This is a genomic window from Intrasporangium calvum, from assembly GCF_028446585.1.
In the GTDB taxonomy this organism is placed as follows: domain Bacteria; phylum Actinomycetota; class Actinomycetes; order Actinomycetales; family Dermatophilaceae; genus Intrasporangium; species Intrasporangium calvum_A.
This window is the reverse complement of record NZ_JAPFQL010000086.1, coordinates 1-15,670: the sequence shown is the minus strand read 5'-3', so window position 1 is coordinate 15,670 and position 15,670 is coordinate 1. Positions and strand designations below refer to the sequence as shown.

12 protein-coding genes are annotated in these 15,670 nt (G+C 70.5%); 8 read left to right on the top strand and 4 right to left on the bottom strand.

What is annotated here, in order from left to right; genetic code table 11:
• Window positions 1-129: 129 nt before the first annotated feature.
• Window positions 130-1,353, bottom strand: a complete 1,224-nt coding sequence (locus OO014_RS16375; RefSeq protein ID WP_272463394.1) for an acetyl-CoA C-acetyltransferase — start codon at window positions 1,351-1,353, stop codon at window positions 130-132.
• A 137-nt stretch (window positions 1,354-1,490) separates the two neighbouring features.
• On the opposite strand from OO014_RS16375, the gene OO014_RS16370 reads away from it, so the two are divergent.
• Complete coding sequence (locus OO014_RS16370; RefSeq protein WP_272463393.1) at window positions 1,491-2,246, top strand: hypothetical protein; 756 nt, start codon at window positions 1,491-1,493, stop codon at window positions 2,244-2,246.
• On the opposite strand, the gene OO014_RS16365 is transcribed toward OO014_RS16370, so the two are convergent.
• Window positions 2,233-3,327: an SGNH/GDSL hydrolase family protein gene (locus tag OO014_RS16365; RefSeq protein ID WP_272463392.1), complete on the bottom strand. Its 1,095-nt coding sequence runs from the start codon at window positions 3,325-3,327 to the stop codon at window positions 2,233-2,235. The genes OO014_RS16370 and OO014_RS16365 overlap by 14 nt on opposite strands.
• A gap of 158 nt (window positions 3,328-3,485) precedes the next feature.
• On the opposite strand from OO014_RS16365, the gene OO014_RS16360 reads away from it, so the two are divergent.
• From OO014_RS16360 to OO014_RS16350, 3 genes are all read left to right on the top strand, one after another.
• Window positions 3,486-4,856 (top strand): cystathionine beta-synthase, encoded by a 1,371-nt coding sequence (locus OO014_RS16360; RefSeq protein ID WP_272463391.1) that lies wholly within the window; start codon window positions 3,486-3,488, stop codon window positions 4,854-4,856.
• A 346-nt stretch (window positions 4,857-5,202) separates the two neighbouring features.
• Window positions 5,203-6,213 carry a helix-turn-helix transcriptional regulator gene (locus OO014_RS16355; protein ID WP_272463390.1) on the top strand — a complete coding sequence of 337 codons (1,011 nt, stop codon included), beginning with the start codon at window positions 5,203-5,205 and terminating at the stop codon, window positions 6,211-6,213.
• Between the two features lie 134 nt (window positions 6,214-6,347).
• Window positions 6,348-8,183, top strand: a complete 1,836-nt coding sequence (locus tag OO014_RS16350; RefSeq protein ID WP_272463389.1) for a S8 family peptidase — start codon at window positions 6,348-6,350, stop codon at window positions 8,181-8,183.
• A 120-nt stretch (window positions 8,184-8,303) separates the two neighbouring features.
• Here OO014_RS16350 and OO014_RS16345 read toward each other — a convergent pair whose 3' ends face one another.
• Together OO014_RS16345 and OO014_RS16340 are read right to left on the bottom strand one after the other, a co-directional pair.
• Complete coding sequence (locus OO014_RS16345) at window positions 8,304-9,329, bottom strand: SIS domain-containing protein (RefSeq protein ID WP_272463388.1); 1,026 nt, start codon at window positions 9,327-9,329, stop codon at window positions 8,304-8,306.
• Window positions 9,326-10,078 (bottom strand): FadR/GntR family transcriptional regulator, encoded by a 753-nt coding sequence (locus OO014_RS16340; RefSeq protein WP_272463387.1) that lies wholly within the window; start codon window positions 10,076-10,078, stop codon window positions 9,326-9,328. The genes OO014_RS16345 and OO014_RS16340 overlap by 4 nt, the downstream gene beginning before the upstream one ends.
• Before the next feature lie 153 nt (window positions 10,079-10,231).
• Here OO014_RS16340 and OO014_RS16335 point away from each other — a divergent pair, with 153 nt between their 5' ends.
• The 4 genes from OO014_RS16335 to OO014_RS16320 form a co-directional block, all read left to right on the top strand.
• Entirely contained in the window at window positions 10,232-11,890 is a 1,659-nt protein-coding gene (locus OO014_RS16335) for an ABC transporter substrate-binding protein (RefSeq protein WP_272463386.1), read from the top strand.
• An 87-nt stretch (window positions 11,891-11,977) separates the two neighbouring features.
• On the top strand, window positions 11,978-12,934 hold the full coding sequence (locus tag OO014_RS16330) for an ABC transporter permease (protein WP_272463385.1): 957 nt from the start codon (window positions 11,978-11,980) through the stop codon (window positions 12,932-12,934).
• Window positions 12,934-14,997, top strand: a complete 2,064-nt coding sequence (locus tag OO014_RS16325) for a dipeptide/oligopeptide/nickel ABC transporter permease/ATP-binding protein (RefSeq protein WP_272463384.1) — start codon at window positions 12,934-12,936, stop codon at window positions 14,995-14,997. Before OO014_RS16330 ends, OO014_RS16325 begins: the two co-directional genes overlap by 1 nt.
• Window positions 14,994-15,670: ATP-binding cassette domain-containing protein (locus OO014_RS16320; protein WP_272463383.1), on the top strand; the 677-nt coding region annotated here is incomplete at its 3' end. The genes OO014_RS16325 and OO014_RS16320, both read left to right, overlap by 4 nt.

The following is a 15,670-nucleotide window of genomic DNA, read 5'->3' as shown; positions in this document are numbered from 1 at the left end:
GGCGACGTCGTGAGCCAGCTCAGCGGCATACGACGCCGCCTGTGACGCAATCGAAAGAGCACTTCGCGACACGTGTCGCGAAGTGCTCTTTCGATTGGGGTGGTGCTGTCGCGAACTGCTCTTTCGATGTCAGGAAAGGCGCTCGAAGATGACCGCCATGCCCTGGCCGCCGCCGACGCACATCGTCTCGAGGCCGAACTGCTCGTCCCGCTCACGGAGGGCGTTGATGATGGTGCCGGTGATCCGGGCGCCGGTCGCGCCGAACGGGTGGCCGAGCGCGATGGCGCCGCCGTTGACGTTGAGCTTGTCGTAGTCCATCCCGATCTGGTCGGCCGAGCCGATGACCTGGGCCGCGAACGCCTCGTTGATCTCGTAGACGTCCATGTCGCCGATCGTCATGCCGGCCCGCTTGAGCGCGAGGTTGACGGCGTCGACCGGGCCGAGGCCCATGATCTCGGGGGAGAGGGCCGTCGCGGCCGTGGAGACGACGCGGGCGAGCGGCTCGAGACCCAGCTCCTTCGCCTTGGTGTCGCTCATGATGACGAGGGCCGCGGCGCCGTCGTTGAGGGGGCAGCAGTTGCCGGCCGTGACGGTGCCGTTCTCCCGGAAGACCGGGTTGAGGGCCTGCACGGCCTCGAGCGTCACCCCGGCGCGCGGGCCGTCGTCCTTGCTGACGACCGTCCCGTCGGGCGTCGTGATCGGGGCGATCTCCCAGTCGAAGAAGCCGCGCTGGATGGCGGCCTCGGCGCGGTTCTGCGAGATGACGCCCCACTCGTCCTGGCGCTCGCGGGTGATGCCGTAGGCCGTCGCGACGTTCTCGGCCGTCTGGCCCATCGCGATGTAGATGTCGGGCAGCTCGCCGTCCTCGCGGGGGTCGTGCCACTTCTCGTTGGTCTCCGCCGTCCGCTTGGTGCGCTCGCGGGCCGCACGGAACTTCGGGTTCATGTCGTCCTCGTTGGCGCCGCCGGCCCCGGCGAAGCCGGCGTACTGCGACACGCACTCGACGCCGGCCGAGACGAAGATGTCGCCCTCGCCGGCCTTGATGGCGTGGAAGGCCATCCGGGTGGTCTGGGCCGAGCTCGCGCAGAAGCGGTTGATCGTGGCGCCGGGCGTGTTGTCGAGGCCGAGGAGGGTGGCGACGACCTTGGCCATGTTGGAGCCGTGGCGGTGCGACGGCTCCGCGCAGCCGAGGTAGAGGTCCTCGACGAGGCTCTTGTCGAGGGCGGGGATCTTGTCGAGGGCCGCCTGGATGACATCGGCGGCGAGGTCGTCGGGACGGATGTCCTTGAGCGAGCCCTTGAAGGCGCGCCCGAACGGGGAACGGGCGGTCGAGACGATGACGGCTTCGGTCACGGTGTCCTCCTGCGGACGGCGGTGTCAGCGGGCGCCCGGAGGTAAGCGGGCGCTCAGTTCCCACCGATCGTATGCCGCTGGGCCAGGTTGTCGACACCCGCCCGGTATGGCGTGGGTCTCGATTAGGGTGGTGCATCATGACCATGAGGAGCAGGGGGAGCCGCTGGCGGGCGGCAACGGTCGTCGCAGCGAGCGTGCTCGCGCTCGGGGCCGCGTGCACCACGTCCACACCACCGCCGACGGCAACCACGTCGGCGGGTTCGGCTCAGACGTCCGCGACGACGGCGGCGACCACCGCGCCGGCGCCCAGCGCCGCCGACATCCTGGACCGGGCGAAGGCCAACGCGATCAAGGCCACGTCCGCCGCCTTCACCGGGCGGGTGCAGCAGGACGGCGCCGAGATGCTCGTGGACTTCAAGGGGACGAGCAACGGCTCCACGTCGGATCTGACCATGACGACGGTCGACAAGGGCCGGGTCCGCGTCCTCTCCGTGGACGGGGCGGTCTATCTGCAGGCCGACGAGAAGTTCTGGACCGCTCAGGGCGTCCCGACCGCCTTCCCCGCTGACCGCTTCGTCAAGGTTCCGGCGGTGGCCGCGCAGTTCTCCGAGGAGTTCGGCCTCAACGCCCTCATCGACGAGGCGCTGGCCGCCGTGACCGCGTCCCAGCTGTCCGACACGGTCGGGTCCGAGATGGTGGGCGGGACCGACACCTGGGTGATCACGGACTCGGCCGGCCCGGGCGAGGGGGCCCTCTACGTCTCCAAGAGCGACTATCAGGTGGTGCGCTTCACCGGCTCGTCCAAGAGCCCGGCCCAGCTCGACTTCTCGCAGTGGAACGCCGACCTCGGCATCGTCGCACCGCCCAAGGACCAGGTCGTCAGCCTGAGCTGACCTCCTCGGTCGGGCCCGCCGGAACTGGTTCGGCCGGGGCGCTCTCGCGCTCCGCGTCGTTCGTGCGGACCGGGTCGGCCACGGGGACGGCCACCGTCGGACGCAGCCGGCGCCGGATCATCGCCCAGCGGCCGTGCGCGCCGCGGGCCTGGCCCGCCACCTCGGCCGGGGCGACCTCGGTGCCGGGGTTGGCGACGGCGCGGCTCGCCGCCACGGCGACCGGCCCGACACCCTCGCCGCGCCAGGCGCTCGGCTGGGTCGGGGCACTGCGCTCGCCGAAGAGGTCGAGGGCCGCACTCACCGTGGGCAGCAACGCGGCCGCCACCCGGGCGTAGCCGGCCGGGCTCGGGTGGAACTGGTCCTGGCTGAACATCACGTGCGGCTCCGCCGAGAAGGCCTCGCTGAGCAGGTCACCGATCGACACGGCGCGCCCGCCCGCCTCGACGACGGCCACCGTCTGGGCGGCCGCGAGGTCGCGCGACCACCGGCGGGCCAGGTAGCGCAGCGGCTGTGGCAGCGGCTGGATCGCGCCGAGGTCGGGACACGTCCCGACGACGACCTCCGCCCCGGCCTCCCGGAGCCGGCGGACGGTCATCTCGAGGTGCCGGACGGCGAGGGACCGCTCGATCCGGTGCGTGACGTCGTTGGCGCCGATGAGGATGAGGGCGATGTCGGGATGGGGCACCCGGTCGAGCCCCCGCTCGACCTGGCCGCCCAGGTGGAGCGACTCCGCACCGATGGCCGCGACGTTGGTCAGCTCGACCGGCCGTCCGCTGAACGCCGCGACCCCGTTGGCGACGGTCGCCCCGATCGTCTGGCGCGCATGCTCTGCGCCCATGCCGGCCCCGGTCGAGTCGCCGAGCACGACGAGGCGGATGGGCGCGCCGGGCCCGAAGCCGTAGATCCCCTCGTCGTCCGGGGCGCCCTCGAAGGGCTGCCCGACGATGCGCCGCGCCATGACGGCCTCGACCCGGAGCAGGCCGTAGCCGGCCAGGCCCAGGGCTCCCAGCCCCGCAGCCCCCACCCCGCCGCCGAACGCCGCGGTCTGGGCGATCTTCCGAGCGCGTCGGGCGCGACTCATCCACAACCCCCCTCTGCGTGAAGCGAAAGTGCGCTATCACCGTAACGCGCAGCAGCGGTCCGCCGATCCCCGACCCGGCACCCGCCGCAGGCGCGAGCGGGGCGAGCCCAGCGGCATACGGACATCGGCCGGAGGCGAGCGGCACCTAGGATGATCCGGTGAAGTACGCAGAGCACATCTCCGACCTCGTCGGCAACACACCCCTCGTCAAGCTCACCAAAGTCGTCGAGGACGCCGGCGTCCGCTGCACGGTGCTCGCCAAGGTCGAGTACTTCAACCCGGGAGGCTCGGTCAAGGACCGCATCGCCCTCAAGATGATCGACGCCGCCGAGCGCGACGGCCTGCTCAAGCCGGGCGGGACCATCGTCGAGCCGACCAGCGGCAACACCGGCGTCGGGCTGGCCCTCATCGCGCAGCGGCGCGGCTACAAGTGCGTCTTCGTCTGCCCCGACAAGGTGAGCCAGGACAAGCAGGACGTCCTCAAGGCCTACGGCGCCGAGGTCGTCGTCACGCCCACGTCCGTGGCGCCCGACCACCCGGACTCCTACTACAGCGTCTCCGACCGGCTCGTCCAGGAGATCGACGGCGCCTGGAAGCCGAACCAGTACTACAACCCCGAGGGCCCCAACAGCCACTACGCGACGACCGGCCCCGAGGTCTGGGCCGACACCGACGGGCGAGTCACCCACTTCGTCGCGGGCGCCGGCACCGGTGGCACGATCAGCGGCACCGGCCGCTACCTCAAGGAGGTCTCCGACGGGGCCGTGCGGATCATCGCCGCCGACCCGGAGGGCTCGGTGTACTCGGGCGGCAGCGGCCGCCCCTACCTCGTCGAGGGAGTCGGCGAGGACTTCTGGCCGGGCGCCTACGACCCGTCCGTGGTGGACGAGGTCATCGCCGTCTCCGACGCGGACTCCTTCGAGATGACCCGGCGGCTGGCTCGCGAGGAGGGGCTGCTCGTCGGCGGTTCCTGCGGCATGGCCGTCGTCGCGGCGCTGCGGGCCGCCAAGGACCTGCCCGAGGACGCGGTCGTGGTCGTCCTGCTGCCCGACTCCGGCCGCGGCTACATGTCCAAGATCTTCAACGACGAGTGGATGTCGTCCTACGGGTTCCTCCACGACGGCTCGGACCAGACCGTCGGGCAGGTGCTGCGGACCAAGTCGGGGCAGATGCCCGCCCTCGTCCACACCCACCCCAACGAGACGATCCGCGACGCGGTGCAGATCCTGCGCGAGTTCGGCGTCTCCCAGATGCCCGTCGTCAAGGCAGAGCCGCCGGTCATGTCCGGCGAGGTCGCCGGCTCGGTGAGCGAGCGGGCCCTGATGGAGGCGCTGTTCACGGGGCGCGCGCACCTGTTCGACTCGGTGGAGAAGCACATGGAGCCCGGGCTGCCCCTGGTCGGCGCCGGCGAGCCGGTCACCGCTGCCCGCGAGGAGCTGGAGAAGTCCGACGCCGTGCTCGTCGTCGAGGACGGCAAGCCAGTCGGCGTGCTCACGCGGGCCGACCTGCTGGGATTCCTCGCCGACTGAGCCTCCCAGCCACGCGCCAACTCGAGGGGCCCCGTGATCCACAGCCCGAGCTGTGGAGTCCGGGGCCACTCGAGTTTCTGGAGGTGTGGAGTCCGGGGCCACTCGAGTTTGTGGGGGGTGTGGAGTCCGGGGCCACTCGAGTGGTGGGGGCGGGCCTTGACTGTTTGTTGGCGAAGACTTTGCGAAGTCATGGTCGTCCCTAGACCCAGATGAGGAGCGCCGCGGAGGCTACTCGCCGTAGCCTGTGACCGGCCATCAGGACGATGGCGTCCACGCTCGTCGGGACTCTGGGCTTCGACCTTCCGCCAGACGGACCGGCGGGAGTGCTCGGGTGATGGGAGGGCGCATGCCGCTGTCCGTGCGAACGACCGCTGTCGACAACCTGTCGCTGGAACCGCTCGGTCTCAGTGTCTTCGAGGAACAGGTCTATCTCAGGCTGCTGGACCATGGGCTGGCCTCCGCGCGGCTGATCGCGCGCGAGCTCGAGGGCTGCCCTGACCAGGTGGCCGCCGCCCTCGACGCCCTGACGGAGCTCGGCCTCGTCCACCGGGAGGACTTCGCCGGCCGGCGGTTCCGGGTGATCCCGCCGGACGTCGCCCTGTCCGAGCTGATCGGCCAGCGACGTCGCGCCCTCAACCGCCTTCAGGTCGAGGCCGACCGGCTCCGCGAGGAGGCAGCCCGGCGGGGCAGCGCATCCACGCAGGTCGTCGAGCACGTGGTCGGGGCGGCGGCCGTGCTGGCGGTGGTGACGCAGATGCAGCGGGCGGCTCGGGACGAGGTGCTCATGGTGGACGCCCCGCCCTACTTCGTGGGTGGCAGCCAACCCAACGAGAGTGAGTTCGTCGCGCTCGCCGCGGGGGTGTCCTATCGCGTGATCTACCACCGGGACGCGCTCGCCAGCGACGAGGCGCGCGCGGCGATGCGGCAGTACGTCGACGCCGGGGAGCAGGCCCGCGTGCACGCCCAGGTCTGGCCCAAGCTCCTCGTGGCCGACCGGAGCATGGCGCTCGTCCCTGAGTCGGCGACCGATCCGGACCCGCAGCGTCGGTTGCTCATCCGATCCTCGAGCCTGCTCGACCTGATCGTCGTCCACTTCGAGCAGATGTGGCAGCGGGCCACTCCTGTCGAGTCGTTCGGCCGCGCAGCGGGGGAGAGCGAGCCGGAGATCTCCGACCGCGACCGGGAGATGCTCGGGCTGATGGCGGCCGGGCTCAAGGACCGCGCCATCGCCCGCTCGCTCGGCATCACCGAGCGCACGGTGGGCAGGCGGATCAACGAGCTGATGCGACGGCTGGACACGGAGACGCGGTTCGGCGCTGGAGTGCGTGCGGTGCAACGGGGTTGGATCTCCGGCTGAGCCCGCCGCGGTGGCAAGTTTCGGACATTGTCCGGTTGCACCCTGTTCACCTGCGGTTTGCGCTCAATAGCGTCCGGCGCGGACGTGGCACACCCCTGACTGCGTCCGCACTCCCACCCCAGAAGGAGCTCAGCATGAAGCACAGCATGTGGCGCCAACGGGCGTCACGGGCGGCCATCACCGCCGTTGCCGCCTCCATGGCGCTGGCTTTCCAGGTCGCCCCCTTCGCCGCCGCGGCCCCCGCTGCGCCCGTAGCGGCCGCCAGCCCCTCAGGTTCGATCCTGGGCACCGACAACCCGGACGCGATCCCCGGCGAGTACCTCGTCGTCTTCAAGAACCAGTCCCAGAGTGCGGCTGCGACGAAGCAGTCGGCGCAGTCGATGACCACCAAGTACGGTGGCCGGGTCAAGCACGCCTACGGCGCCGTGGTGGACGGTTTCGCTGCCAAGATGAGCGAGGCCCAGGCCCGTCGCCTCGCCGCGGATCCGGCCATCGAGCGCGTGGAGCAGGCCTACAAGGTGGAGGCCGTCGGCGAGCAGCTCAACCCGGGCAGCTGGGGCCTCGACCGGATCGACCAGCAGAGCCTGCCGCTCAACCAGCGCTACCGCTACCCCGACCAGGCGGGTCAGGGAGTCCACGTCTACGTGATGGACACGGGTGTGAACCTCACCCACACGGAGTTCACCGGCCGCACGGGCGCCGGATACGACTTCGTCGACACGGACACGAACCCGACCGACTGCAACGGTCACGGCAGCCACGTGGCCGGCACCGCGGCGGGCACGAGCTACGGCGTCGCGAAGAAGGCGACGGTCCACGCGGTCCGGGTCCTCAACTGCTCGGGCTCCGGCTCGAACGCCGACATCATCGCCGGCGTCGACTGGATCAAGACCAACGCGATCAAGCCGGCGGTCGTCAACTACAGCATCGGCTGCAGCAGCCGCTGCACGGACTCGACGATGGACAGCGCGGTCCGCTCGCTCGTCACGAGCGGCGTCATGTGGGTCCAGGCGGGCGGCAACGGCAACGACGACACCTGCTACTACAGCCCGCAGCGGGTCACCGAGGCGCTGACGGTCGGCAACTCGACGAACACCGATGCCAAGGCGTCGAGCAGCGCGTGGGGCACGTGCCAGGACCTCTTCGCACCCGGCACGAGCATCACGTCGGCGTGGTACACCTCCAACACGGCGACCCAGACCATCTCAGGCACGTCGATGGCCAGCCCGCACGTCGCCGGCGCCGTGGCGCTCTACCTCGGTGCGAACCCCAGCGCGACCTCCACGCAGGTGCACTCGGCGATCGTCAACAACAGCGTCAGCGGCACGATCTCCGGCGTTCCCAGCGGCACGCCGAACCGCCTGCTCAACACGGAGTTCCTGCTGAGCGGCGGCACGCCGGCGGAGCTGCGCGTGACCAACCCGGGCAGCCAGACGAGCACGGTCGGCACGTACGACTCCGCGGCCACGGGTGCCACGGGTGGTTCGTCGCCGTACACCTTCTCGGCGACCGGCCTCCCCGCCGGGCTGTCGATCAGCTCGTCGACGGGCACGATCAGCGGCACGCCGACGACGGCGGGCACGTCGACGGTGACGGTCACGGTCCGCGACTCCGTGGGCGCCACGGCGAGCGCGAGCTTCTCGTGGACGGTCAGCTCCGTCTCGGGCAGCCAGTGCGCAGGCATGCGGGGCACGTGGACGGGGACGCTCTCGAGCGGCGGGTCGCAGATCCACCCCTACGTCTACGACGCGACGGCGGGCACGATCCAAGTGTGCCTCGACGGCCCGACGGGCGCGGACTTCGACGTCTACCTGCAGAAGTGGAACGGCTCCACCTGGTCCACGGTCGCGCAGGGCATCACGTCGAGCCCCGACGAGTCGTTCAGCTACACCAACGCGGCGGGCTACTACCGCCTGATGGTCGAGTCGTACACCGGCTCCGGCTCCTACACGGCGGGGATGAACTACTGACCGATCCCGCAGATGCCTGACTGACCCATCAGGCCGTATGCCGCTGGGCTCGCTCCTCGTGAAAGTCCACCCGAGCGGGTGGTGACGTTCTCGAACGGGGCGAGCCCAGCGGCGTACGACTCAGAAGGTCTGCGTGACCTTCTTCAGGCCGCGGGGCTGGTCCGGGTCGAAACCGCGGCTGACGGCCATGGCGCAGGCCAGGCGCTGGAGCGGCACGATCTGCGCGATCGGGGCCAGCTGCTCGTCCATGCCGGACGGCAGGACGATCCGGGCAGGCGCCGCGGGCGCGTTGCTGCCGGGCGCGACGAGGCAGATGTCGGCGCCGCGCTCCTCCAGGGCGGCGAGGACGGGCTCGAGGGCGCGGCCGCCGGGGCCCTCGGGGACGACGGCAATGACCGGCCGGTCCTGGTCGACCATGGCGAGCGGACCGTGGAGCAGGTCCGCGCCGGAGTAGGCGTGGGCCGACAGGTAGCACGTCTCCATCAGCTTGAGGGCCGCTTCACGGGCCGTCGGGTAGGCGTAGCCGCGAGACGTCGTGACGAGCTTGTCGACGAAGCGGTAGCGCGAGGCGACCTCGTCGACGTCGGCGGTGAGCGCGACGGCGACGTCGTCGACGAGCCGGTCCGCGGGACGCGTGTCGAGCTCGGCCCAGGCGCGCACGAGGAGCCACAGGGCGAGCAGGCTCGACGTGTAGGTCTTGGTGGCGGCGACCGAGCGCTCGGGCCCGGCGAGGATGTCGAGACCGAGCTCGCTGGCGCGGCCGAGGGGGGAGTCGCTCGTGTTGGTGACCGAGAGGGTGAGTGCCCCGCCGGCGCGCGCCCGCTCGGTCGACTCGACGAGGTCGGGGGAGCCGCCGCTCTGGCTCACGGCGATCCAGAGCACGCCCTGGAGGTCGGGCTGGCGCTCGTAGGCGGTGTAGACGGACGTGGAGGCGAGCCCACAGGGGAGACCCAGGGTCGTCTCGATGAGGTACTTCGCATAGAGCGCCGCGTGGTCCGAGGTGCCGCGGGCGGCGAGCAGGACGAAGCGGGGAGCGGCCGCCCGGATCCGGGCGGCGATCTCGGCGACCGGCCCGGGGGCAGCGAGGAGCCTGGTCAGGGCCTGCGGCTGCTCGCCGATCTCGGCCCGCATGAGGGTGGCGGTCACTCGGCTGACCCCGGGGTCTGGTCGGCGAAGAGGGCGGCGATCGTCCGGCGAATCGGGTCGTAGTGCGTTGCGAACGCCTCGCGGAGGCTGTCCACGTCCTTGGCGCCGATGGCGTCGACGATCGCCTCGTGGGCCTCGGCCGTCCGGAGCCAGTCGGCCTCCTCGACCTTGAGGGTCGGCGCGACGCGCGCCTGCACCTGCCAGAACGCCTCGGTCAGCTGGGTGACGAGGTCGTTGCCGATCGCGTTCATCAGGCGGATGTGGAAGGCGCGGTCCTCCTCGACGTAGGGCTGGCCCTCCATCGCCAGACGGCGCATCCGGACGGCGAGCTCGCGCAGGTTGGCCAGCTCGACGTCGTTGAGCGTCTCGATCATGAGGGGGGACAGTCCCTGCTCGAGCATCTGCCGGATGTTGACCAGATCGGTCATCACCTTGCCGTCGGTGCCCGTGCTGAGCAGACCGCGGAAGGCCAGGCTCTCGACGAGGGCGTTCATCGACATGCGACCGACGTAGGAGCCGTGGCCGTGCCGCACCTCGACGATGTCGAGCGCCGAGAGGCTCTTGATCGCCTCGCGGATACTGGTGCGGCTGGCGCCGATCGCGGCGATGAGCTCGTTCTCGGTGGGCAGGAGGTCGCCGGGGCGGAGCTGCTTGTCGAGGATGTAGGTCTTGATCCGTTCGATCACGTCGTTGTTGCGCGACCGAGGCGGGAGGCCGTTGCGCGGGGCAACGGGTGGGACATCGGACATTCGTACCCCTCGTCGTCGATTTGTTACGTTCAATCTACTAGACATCCTTCCTCTTGGGGAAGACGTATGATGTACTACGTGCCAGTGCAGCGCTGCCGGGCGGTCGGCGGACTGCCTTACCCATCACCAACAGGCACCACATGGGAGGCCACCGTGAACCCCGACCAGGCGTCGAAGACCCTGCTCGACCCCGCCGGACTGTCCGGCGTCAGCCGCCGCAAGTTCCTCAAGTTCAGCGGCACGCTCAGTGCCGCCGCCGTCATCACCGGTGCACTCGCGGCCTGTGGCGGTCCCAGCTCGACGAACTCCGACTCGGGCGCTGCCGCCGGCGGCACCGTCCCCGACACCATCGAGGCGACGCTCGCGTTCACGCTCTCGAGCGGGCTCGACCCGATGAACGCCTCGAGCGCCGTCGGCACCGCGGCCAACCAGCACCTCTTCGAGGGCCTCGTCGACCTCGACCCGATCACCCGCGAGCCCTACGCCGCCCTGGCCAAGGCGCTGCCCGAGATGGGTGCCGACGGCCTCACGTGGACGGCCACGCTCCGTGACGGGGCGAAGTTCTCCGACGGCACCCCGGTGACCGCCGAGGACGTCGCCTGGTCCTTCACCCGGGCCCTCGACCCGGCCAACAAGGCCCTGATGGCCGCGTTCCTGCCCTTCATCGACTCCGTCTCGGCCAAGGACGCCACGACCGTCGAGTTCAAGCTGAAGTCGCCGTTCGCGCTCTTCCCGCAGCGCATCGCCGTCATCAAGATCGTGCCGAAGAAGCTCACCGGCGACGCGGCCGCTGCCAAGGCGTTCGACACCAAGCCCGTCGGCTCCGGTCCCTGGAAGCTCGACAGCGCCGACGCGACGACCGGCCTGCGCTTCTCGGTCAACGAGAACTACAACGGCCCGCGCAAGGCGTCGGCCAAGAAGATGGTCTGGAACACGACGACCGAGGGTGCGACCCGCATCGCCGACATCCAGGGCGGCCGCGTGCAGGCCGTCGAGGCCGTCCCCTACATCAACGTCGCCCAGCTCGAGGGCAAGGTCGACGTCGAGGCCCGCCAGGCCTTCAACCAGCTCTTCCTCCTCTTCAACTGCTCCGCCAAGCCGTTCGACGACAAGCGGGTCCGCCAGGCGCTCCACTACGCGCTCGACAAGGACGCCATCGTCACCACGGCCCTCCAGGGCTACGGCACCCCGGCGAAGTCCTACCTCGACCAGGACAACAAGGACTTCCAGGAGGCCGCGACGGTCTACGGCTACGACCCGGAGAAGGCCAAGGCCCTCCTCGCCGAGGCCGGCGTCAAGGACCTGTCGTTCGAGCTCGTCACGACGAACACCCAGTTCATCGTCGACATCGCGCCGCTCATGGTCGACCAGTGGAAGAAGGTCGGCGTCAACGCCACCCTCAACACGGCTCCGTCGGCCTCGGTCTACGCGCCGGCCCCCGACGGCCTCGTCTCGAAGGACTCCTTCCGCGTCCTCGCCGCCTCCGGTGACCCGACGGTCTTCGGCCCCGACGCCGACCTGCTGCTGCGCTGGTACTTCGCCGGTGAGACCTGGCCCAAGGGCCGCGCCCGCTGGACCGGCGCGGCTCCGGAGAAGATCGCGGGGCTGCTCGACCAGGCTGCCGCCGAGCAGGACCCGGCCAAGCAGAAGCTCCTGTGGAAGCAGGTGCTCGACCTCGTCGCGGACGAGGCAGCCATCTACACCGTCCTGCACACCAAGATCGTGACGGCGTGGGAATCCAAGAAGCTCGACGGGTTCAAGCCGGCAGCGACGACGGGTCTCTACTTCCTCGACGCCAAGCGCAAGGCCTGACCACCCGTTCCAAGCCCCGGGCCGGCTCGCTTTCCCCTCCCCCTGGGAGCGAGCCGGCCCGGCTCCATCCGCAAGCAAGGAGGACCGATGTCGTCGATCCTGAAGATGATCCTCAGGCGACTCCTGACACTCGTCCCGTTGATGCTCGGTATCGCCCTCTTCGTCTTCGTGATCATGCGGCTCTCTCCGGTCAACTCGGCCGTCGCAGCCCTCGGCGACCAGGCCTCACCTGAGCAGATCGCCGAGTACGAGGCGTCCCGCGGACTCGACCAGCCGGCACCGGTCCAGTTCGTCCGGTTCCTCGGCAACGTCGTGCAGGGCGACTTCGGCGAGACCATCGGCATCTCCAAGCCCGTCGGCGGACTCATCGCCGAGGCGCTGCCACTGACCATGCAGTTGACCCTCCTCGGCGTCGGCCTCGCGCTCGTCATCGCCCTGGTGCTCGGCATCACGGCGGCCCTCTTCCGGGACCGCTGGCCCGACCAGGTCATCCGCGTCCTGTCGATGACCGGCATCTCCGTCCCGAGCTTCTGGCTCGCCCTGCTCATGATCCAGCACCTGTCCCTCGGGCTCGGCTGGTTCCCCAACGCCGGCTACACCAACCCCGCTGAGAGCCTGAGCGGCTGGCTGCGCTCCATGGCGATGCCGGCGATGGCGCTCGCGGTGCCGGTCGGCGCCTCCCTCGCCCGCATCGTGCGCACCTCGATGGTCGAGGAGCTCGACAAGGAGTACGTCCGCACCGCCTACGGCGCCGGCCTGCCGCCGAGCATCGTCGTCGGGCGCAACGTGCTGCGCAACGCCTTGGTCAACCCGCTCACCGTGCTCGGGCTGCGCGTCGGCTACCTCCTCGGCGGCACGATCATCATCGAGGCGATCTTCACCATGCCCGGCATGGGCACCCTCGTGATGCAGGCCGTCGGCACCAACGACACGAACCTCGCGCAGGGCACCATCCTCGTCATCGCCTTCACCTTCGTCGTGGTGAACCTGCTCGTCGACATCCTCTATCTCTTCGCGAACCCGCGGCTGCGGGGAGGCCACTGATGACCATCCGCCCCGAACTGACCGCCAAGCTGTCCGACCCGGCGAACCGCAAGCTCGCCAGCCTGTCCGCCCTGCGTCGCCTGCCGCTCCTGTCCCGCGTCGCGGCCGGGTTCGTCGGACTGCTCGTGCTCACCGCGATCCTCGCGCCCTGGCTCACTCCTCACGACCCGACCGCGACCGGGCTGGCGGCCGTCAACGCCGGCCCGGGCTCGGACTTCTGGTTCGGCGTCGACCGGTCCGGTCGCGACATCTTCTCCCGCCTCGTCGCCGGCACCCGGCGATCGCTCGTCGTCGGCTTCGGCGCCGCGAGCATCGCCCTCGCACTCGGCACCGTCCTCGGCGCCTTGGCCGCCACGAGCCGCAAGGCGGTCGACGAGCTGATCATGCGGCTGCTCGACGTCGTCATGGCGTTCCCGGCCATCGCGCTCTCCGCGGTCCTGATCATCGCCTTCGGCAAGGACAGCCTCGTCGTCCTCATCCTGGCCATCGGCTTCGTCTTCACCCCGCCGATCGCTCGCGTCGTCCGGGCCAACGTGCTCACGCAGTACAGCGAGGACTACGTCGCCGCCGAGCAGGTCATCGGCGCCGGCCGGCTGCACATCCTCGGACGGCACGTCATCCGCAACTCCGCCGCCCCGGTCATGGTCTTCGCGACCGTCATGGTCGCCGACGCCATCGTCTTCGAGGCCTCGCTCTCCTTCATCGGTGGTGGCCTGCCCGGTCACGTCGCGGAGTCGTCGTGGGGCTCGGTCATCGCCTACGGCAAGGACGTCCTCCTCGCCGGTTCGTGGTGGGCGACCTTCTTCCCCGGCCTGCTCATCCTGCTGACGGTGCTGGCGCTCAACATCCTTTCCGAGGGCATCTCCGACGCGTGGGCAGCACCCGCTGCCCGGCGCGCCAAGCACCGCGCGACCTCGCCCGAGGACGTCGACAAGCTCGAGACCTCCGAGCCGGGCACGGGCGAGGTGCTGCCCCTGCCGGGTCTCGCGGAGGCCGGACAGCGGCTCCGCGAGCGGGCTCGTCCGCTCCCGCAGGGTGAGCCGACCCTGACCGTCACCGACCTGCGCATCGGTTTCGAGGGACGCCACGACGGCGTGGACATCGTCGACGGAATCAGCTTCGACGTCCGACCGGGTGAGGTGCTCGGCCTGGTCGGCGAGTCCGGCTCCGGCAAGTCCCTGACGGCGCTGGCGGTCATGGGTCTCGAGCCGAAGGGCGCCCGACTGCGCGGCAGCATCGACTTCAACGGCACCGACCTGCTCCGACTGTCGCCCGCTCGCCGGCGCGCCCTGATGGGCCGCGAGATCGCCATGATCTACCAGGACGCCCTCTCCGCCCTCAACCCCGCGATGCGCATCGAGGCCCAGCTCGACCAGCTGATCAGGCGCGGTGGCACCCGGACCGCGGACGAGCTGATGCGCCTCGTCGGGCTCGACCCGCAGCGAACGCTCGGCTCCTACCCGCACGAGCTCTCGGGCGGGCAGCGGCAGCGCGTCGTCATCGCGATGGCGCTCTCGCGGGACCCCAAGCTGATCATCGCGGACGAGCCCACGACGGCGCTCGACGTCACGGTGCAGGCCCAGGTCATGGCGCTGCTGCTCGACCTGCAGCACCGGCTCGGCTTCGCCCTCATCCTCGTCAGCCACGACCTCGCGCTCGTCAGCGACATCAGCGACCGCGTCGTCGTCATGTATGGCGGCCAGATCGTCGAGGGTGGAGTCACCTCCGAGGTGGTCGGGGCCCCCGCGCACCACTACGCCCGAGGGCTCCTCGGCTCGGTCCTCTCCCTCGAGTCCGGCGCCGAGCGACTGACGCAGATCAAGGGCGTCGTCCCGTCGCCCGCCGACTTCCCCGCAGGGTGCCGCTTCGCCGACCGCTGCCCGATGGCGACCGCCGTCTGCCGCACCGAGGCGCCGCCGCTGGAGGGTCTGGAAGGCCACCACGTCGTCGCGTGCCACCACCCGGCGCACCAGCTGTCCCAGGCAACCCCGGCCACCGGCAACGCCGCCACCCACGCCACCACCCACGCCACCACCCACGCCGCGGAAGGGGCCGTCTCATGAGCGAGCCGATCATGCGCCTCGACGACGTGTCGGTCGTTCACCGGACCAAGGGCACGGGGCTCTTCGGGCACGGCAGCGTCCATGCCCTGACCGGGGCGTCGCTGGAGATCCGGGCCGGCGAGACCGTCGGTGTCGTGGGGGAGTCCGGCTGTGGCAAGTCGACGATGGCCAAGGCCATGGTCGGACTCCAGCGACCGACCTCGGGGTCGATCATCTTCGAGGGCCGCGACATCTGGTCGCTCAAGGACCGCGAGCGGCGCAGCCACCTCGGTCGCGGGGTCGGCATGATCTTCCAGGACCCGGCCGCGTCGCTGAACCGGCGGATGCCGATCAGCCAGGTCGTCCGTGACCCCCTGGACGTGCACGACGTGGGCACGTCGAAGGAGCGGGCCGCTCGGGTCCGCGAGCTGCTCGACCTCGTCGGGCTGCCGCGTTCGGCAGCCGACGTCCTGCCGAGCCAGCTCTCCGGTGGTCAGCGCCAGCGCGTCTCCATCGCTCGCGCCCTGGCGCTCGAGCCTTCCCTGGTCATCGCGGACGAGCCGACCAGTGCCCTCGACGTGTCGGTCCGCGCGCAGATCCTCAACCTGCTCCTCGACCTCAAGGAGCGCCTCGGGATCGCGATGGTCTTCGTGTCGCACGACATCCAGACCGTCAAGCGCGTCAGCGACCGCGT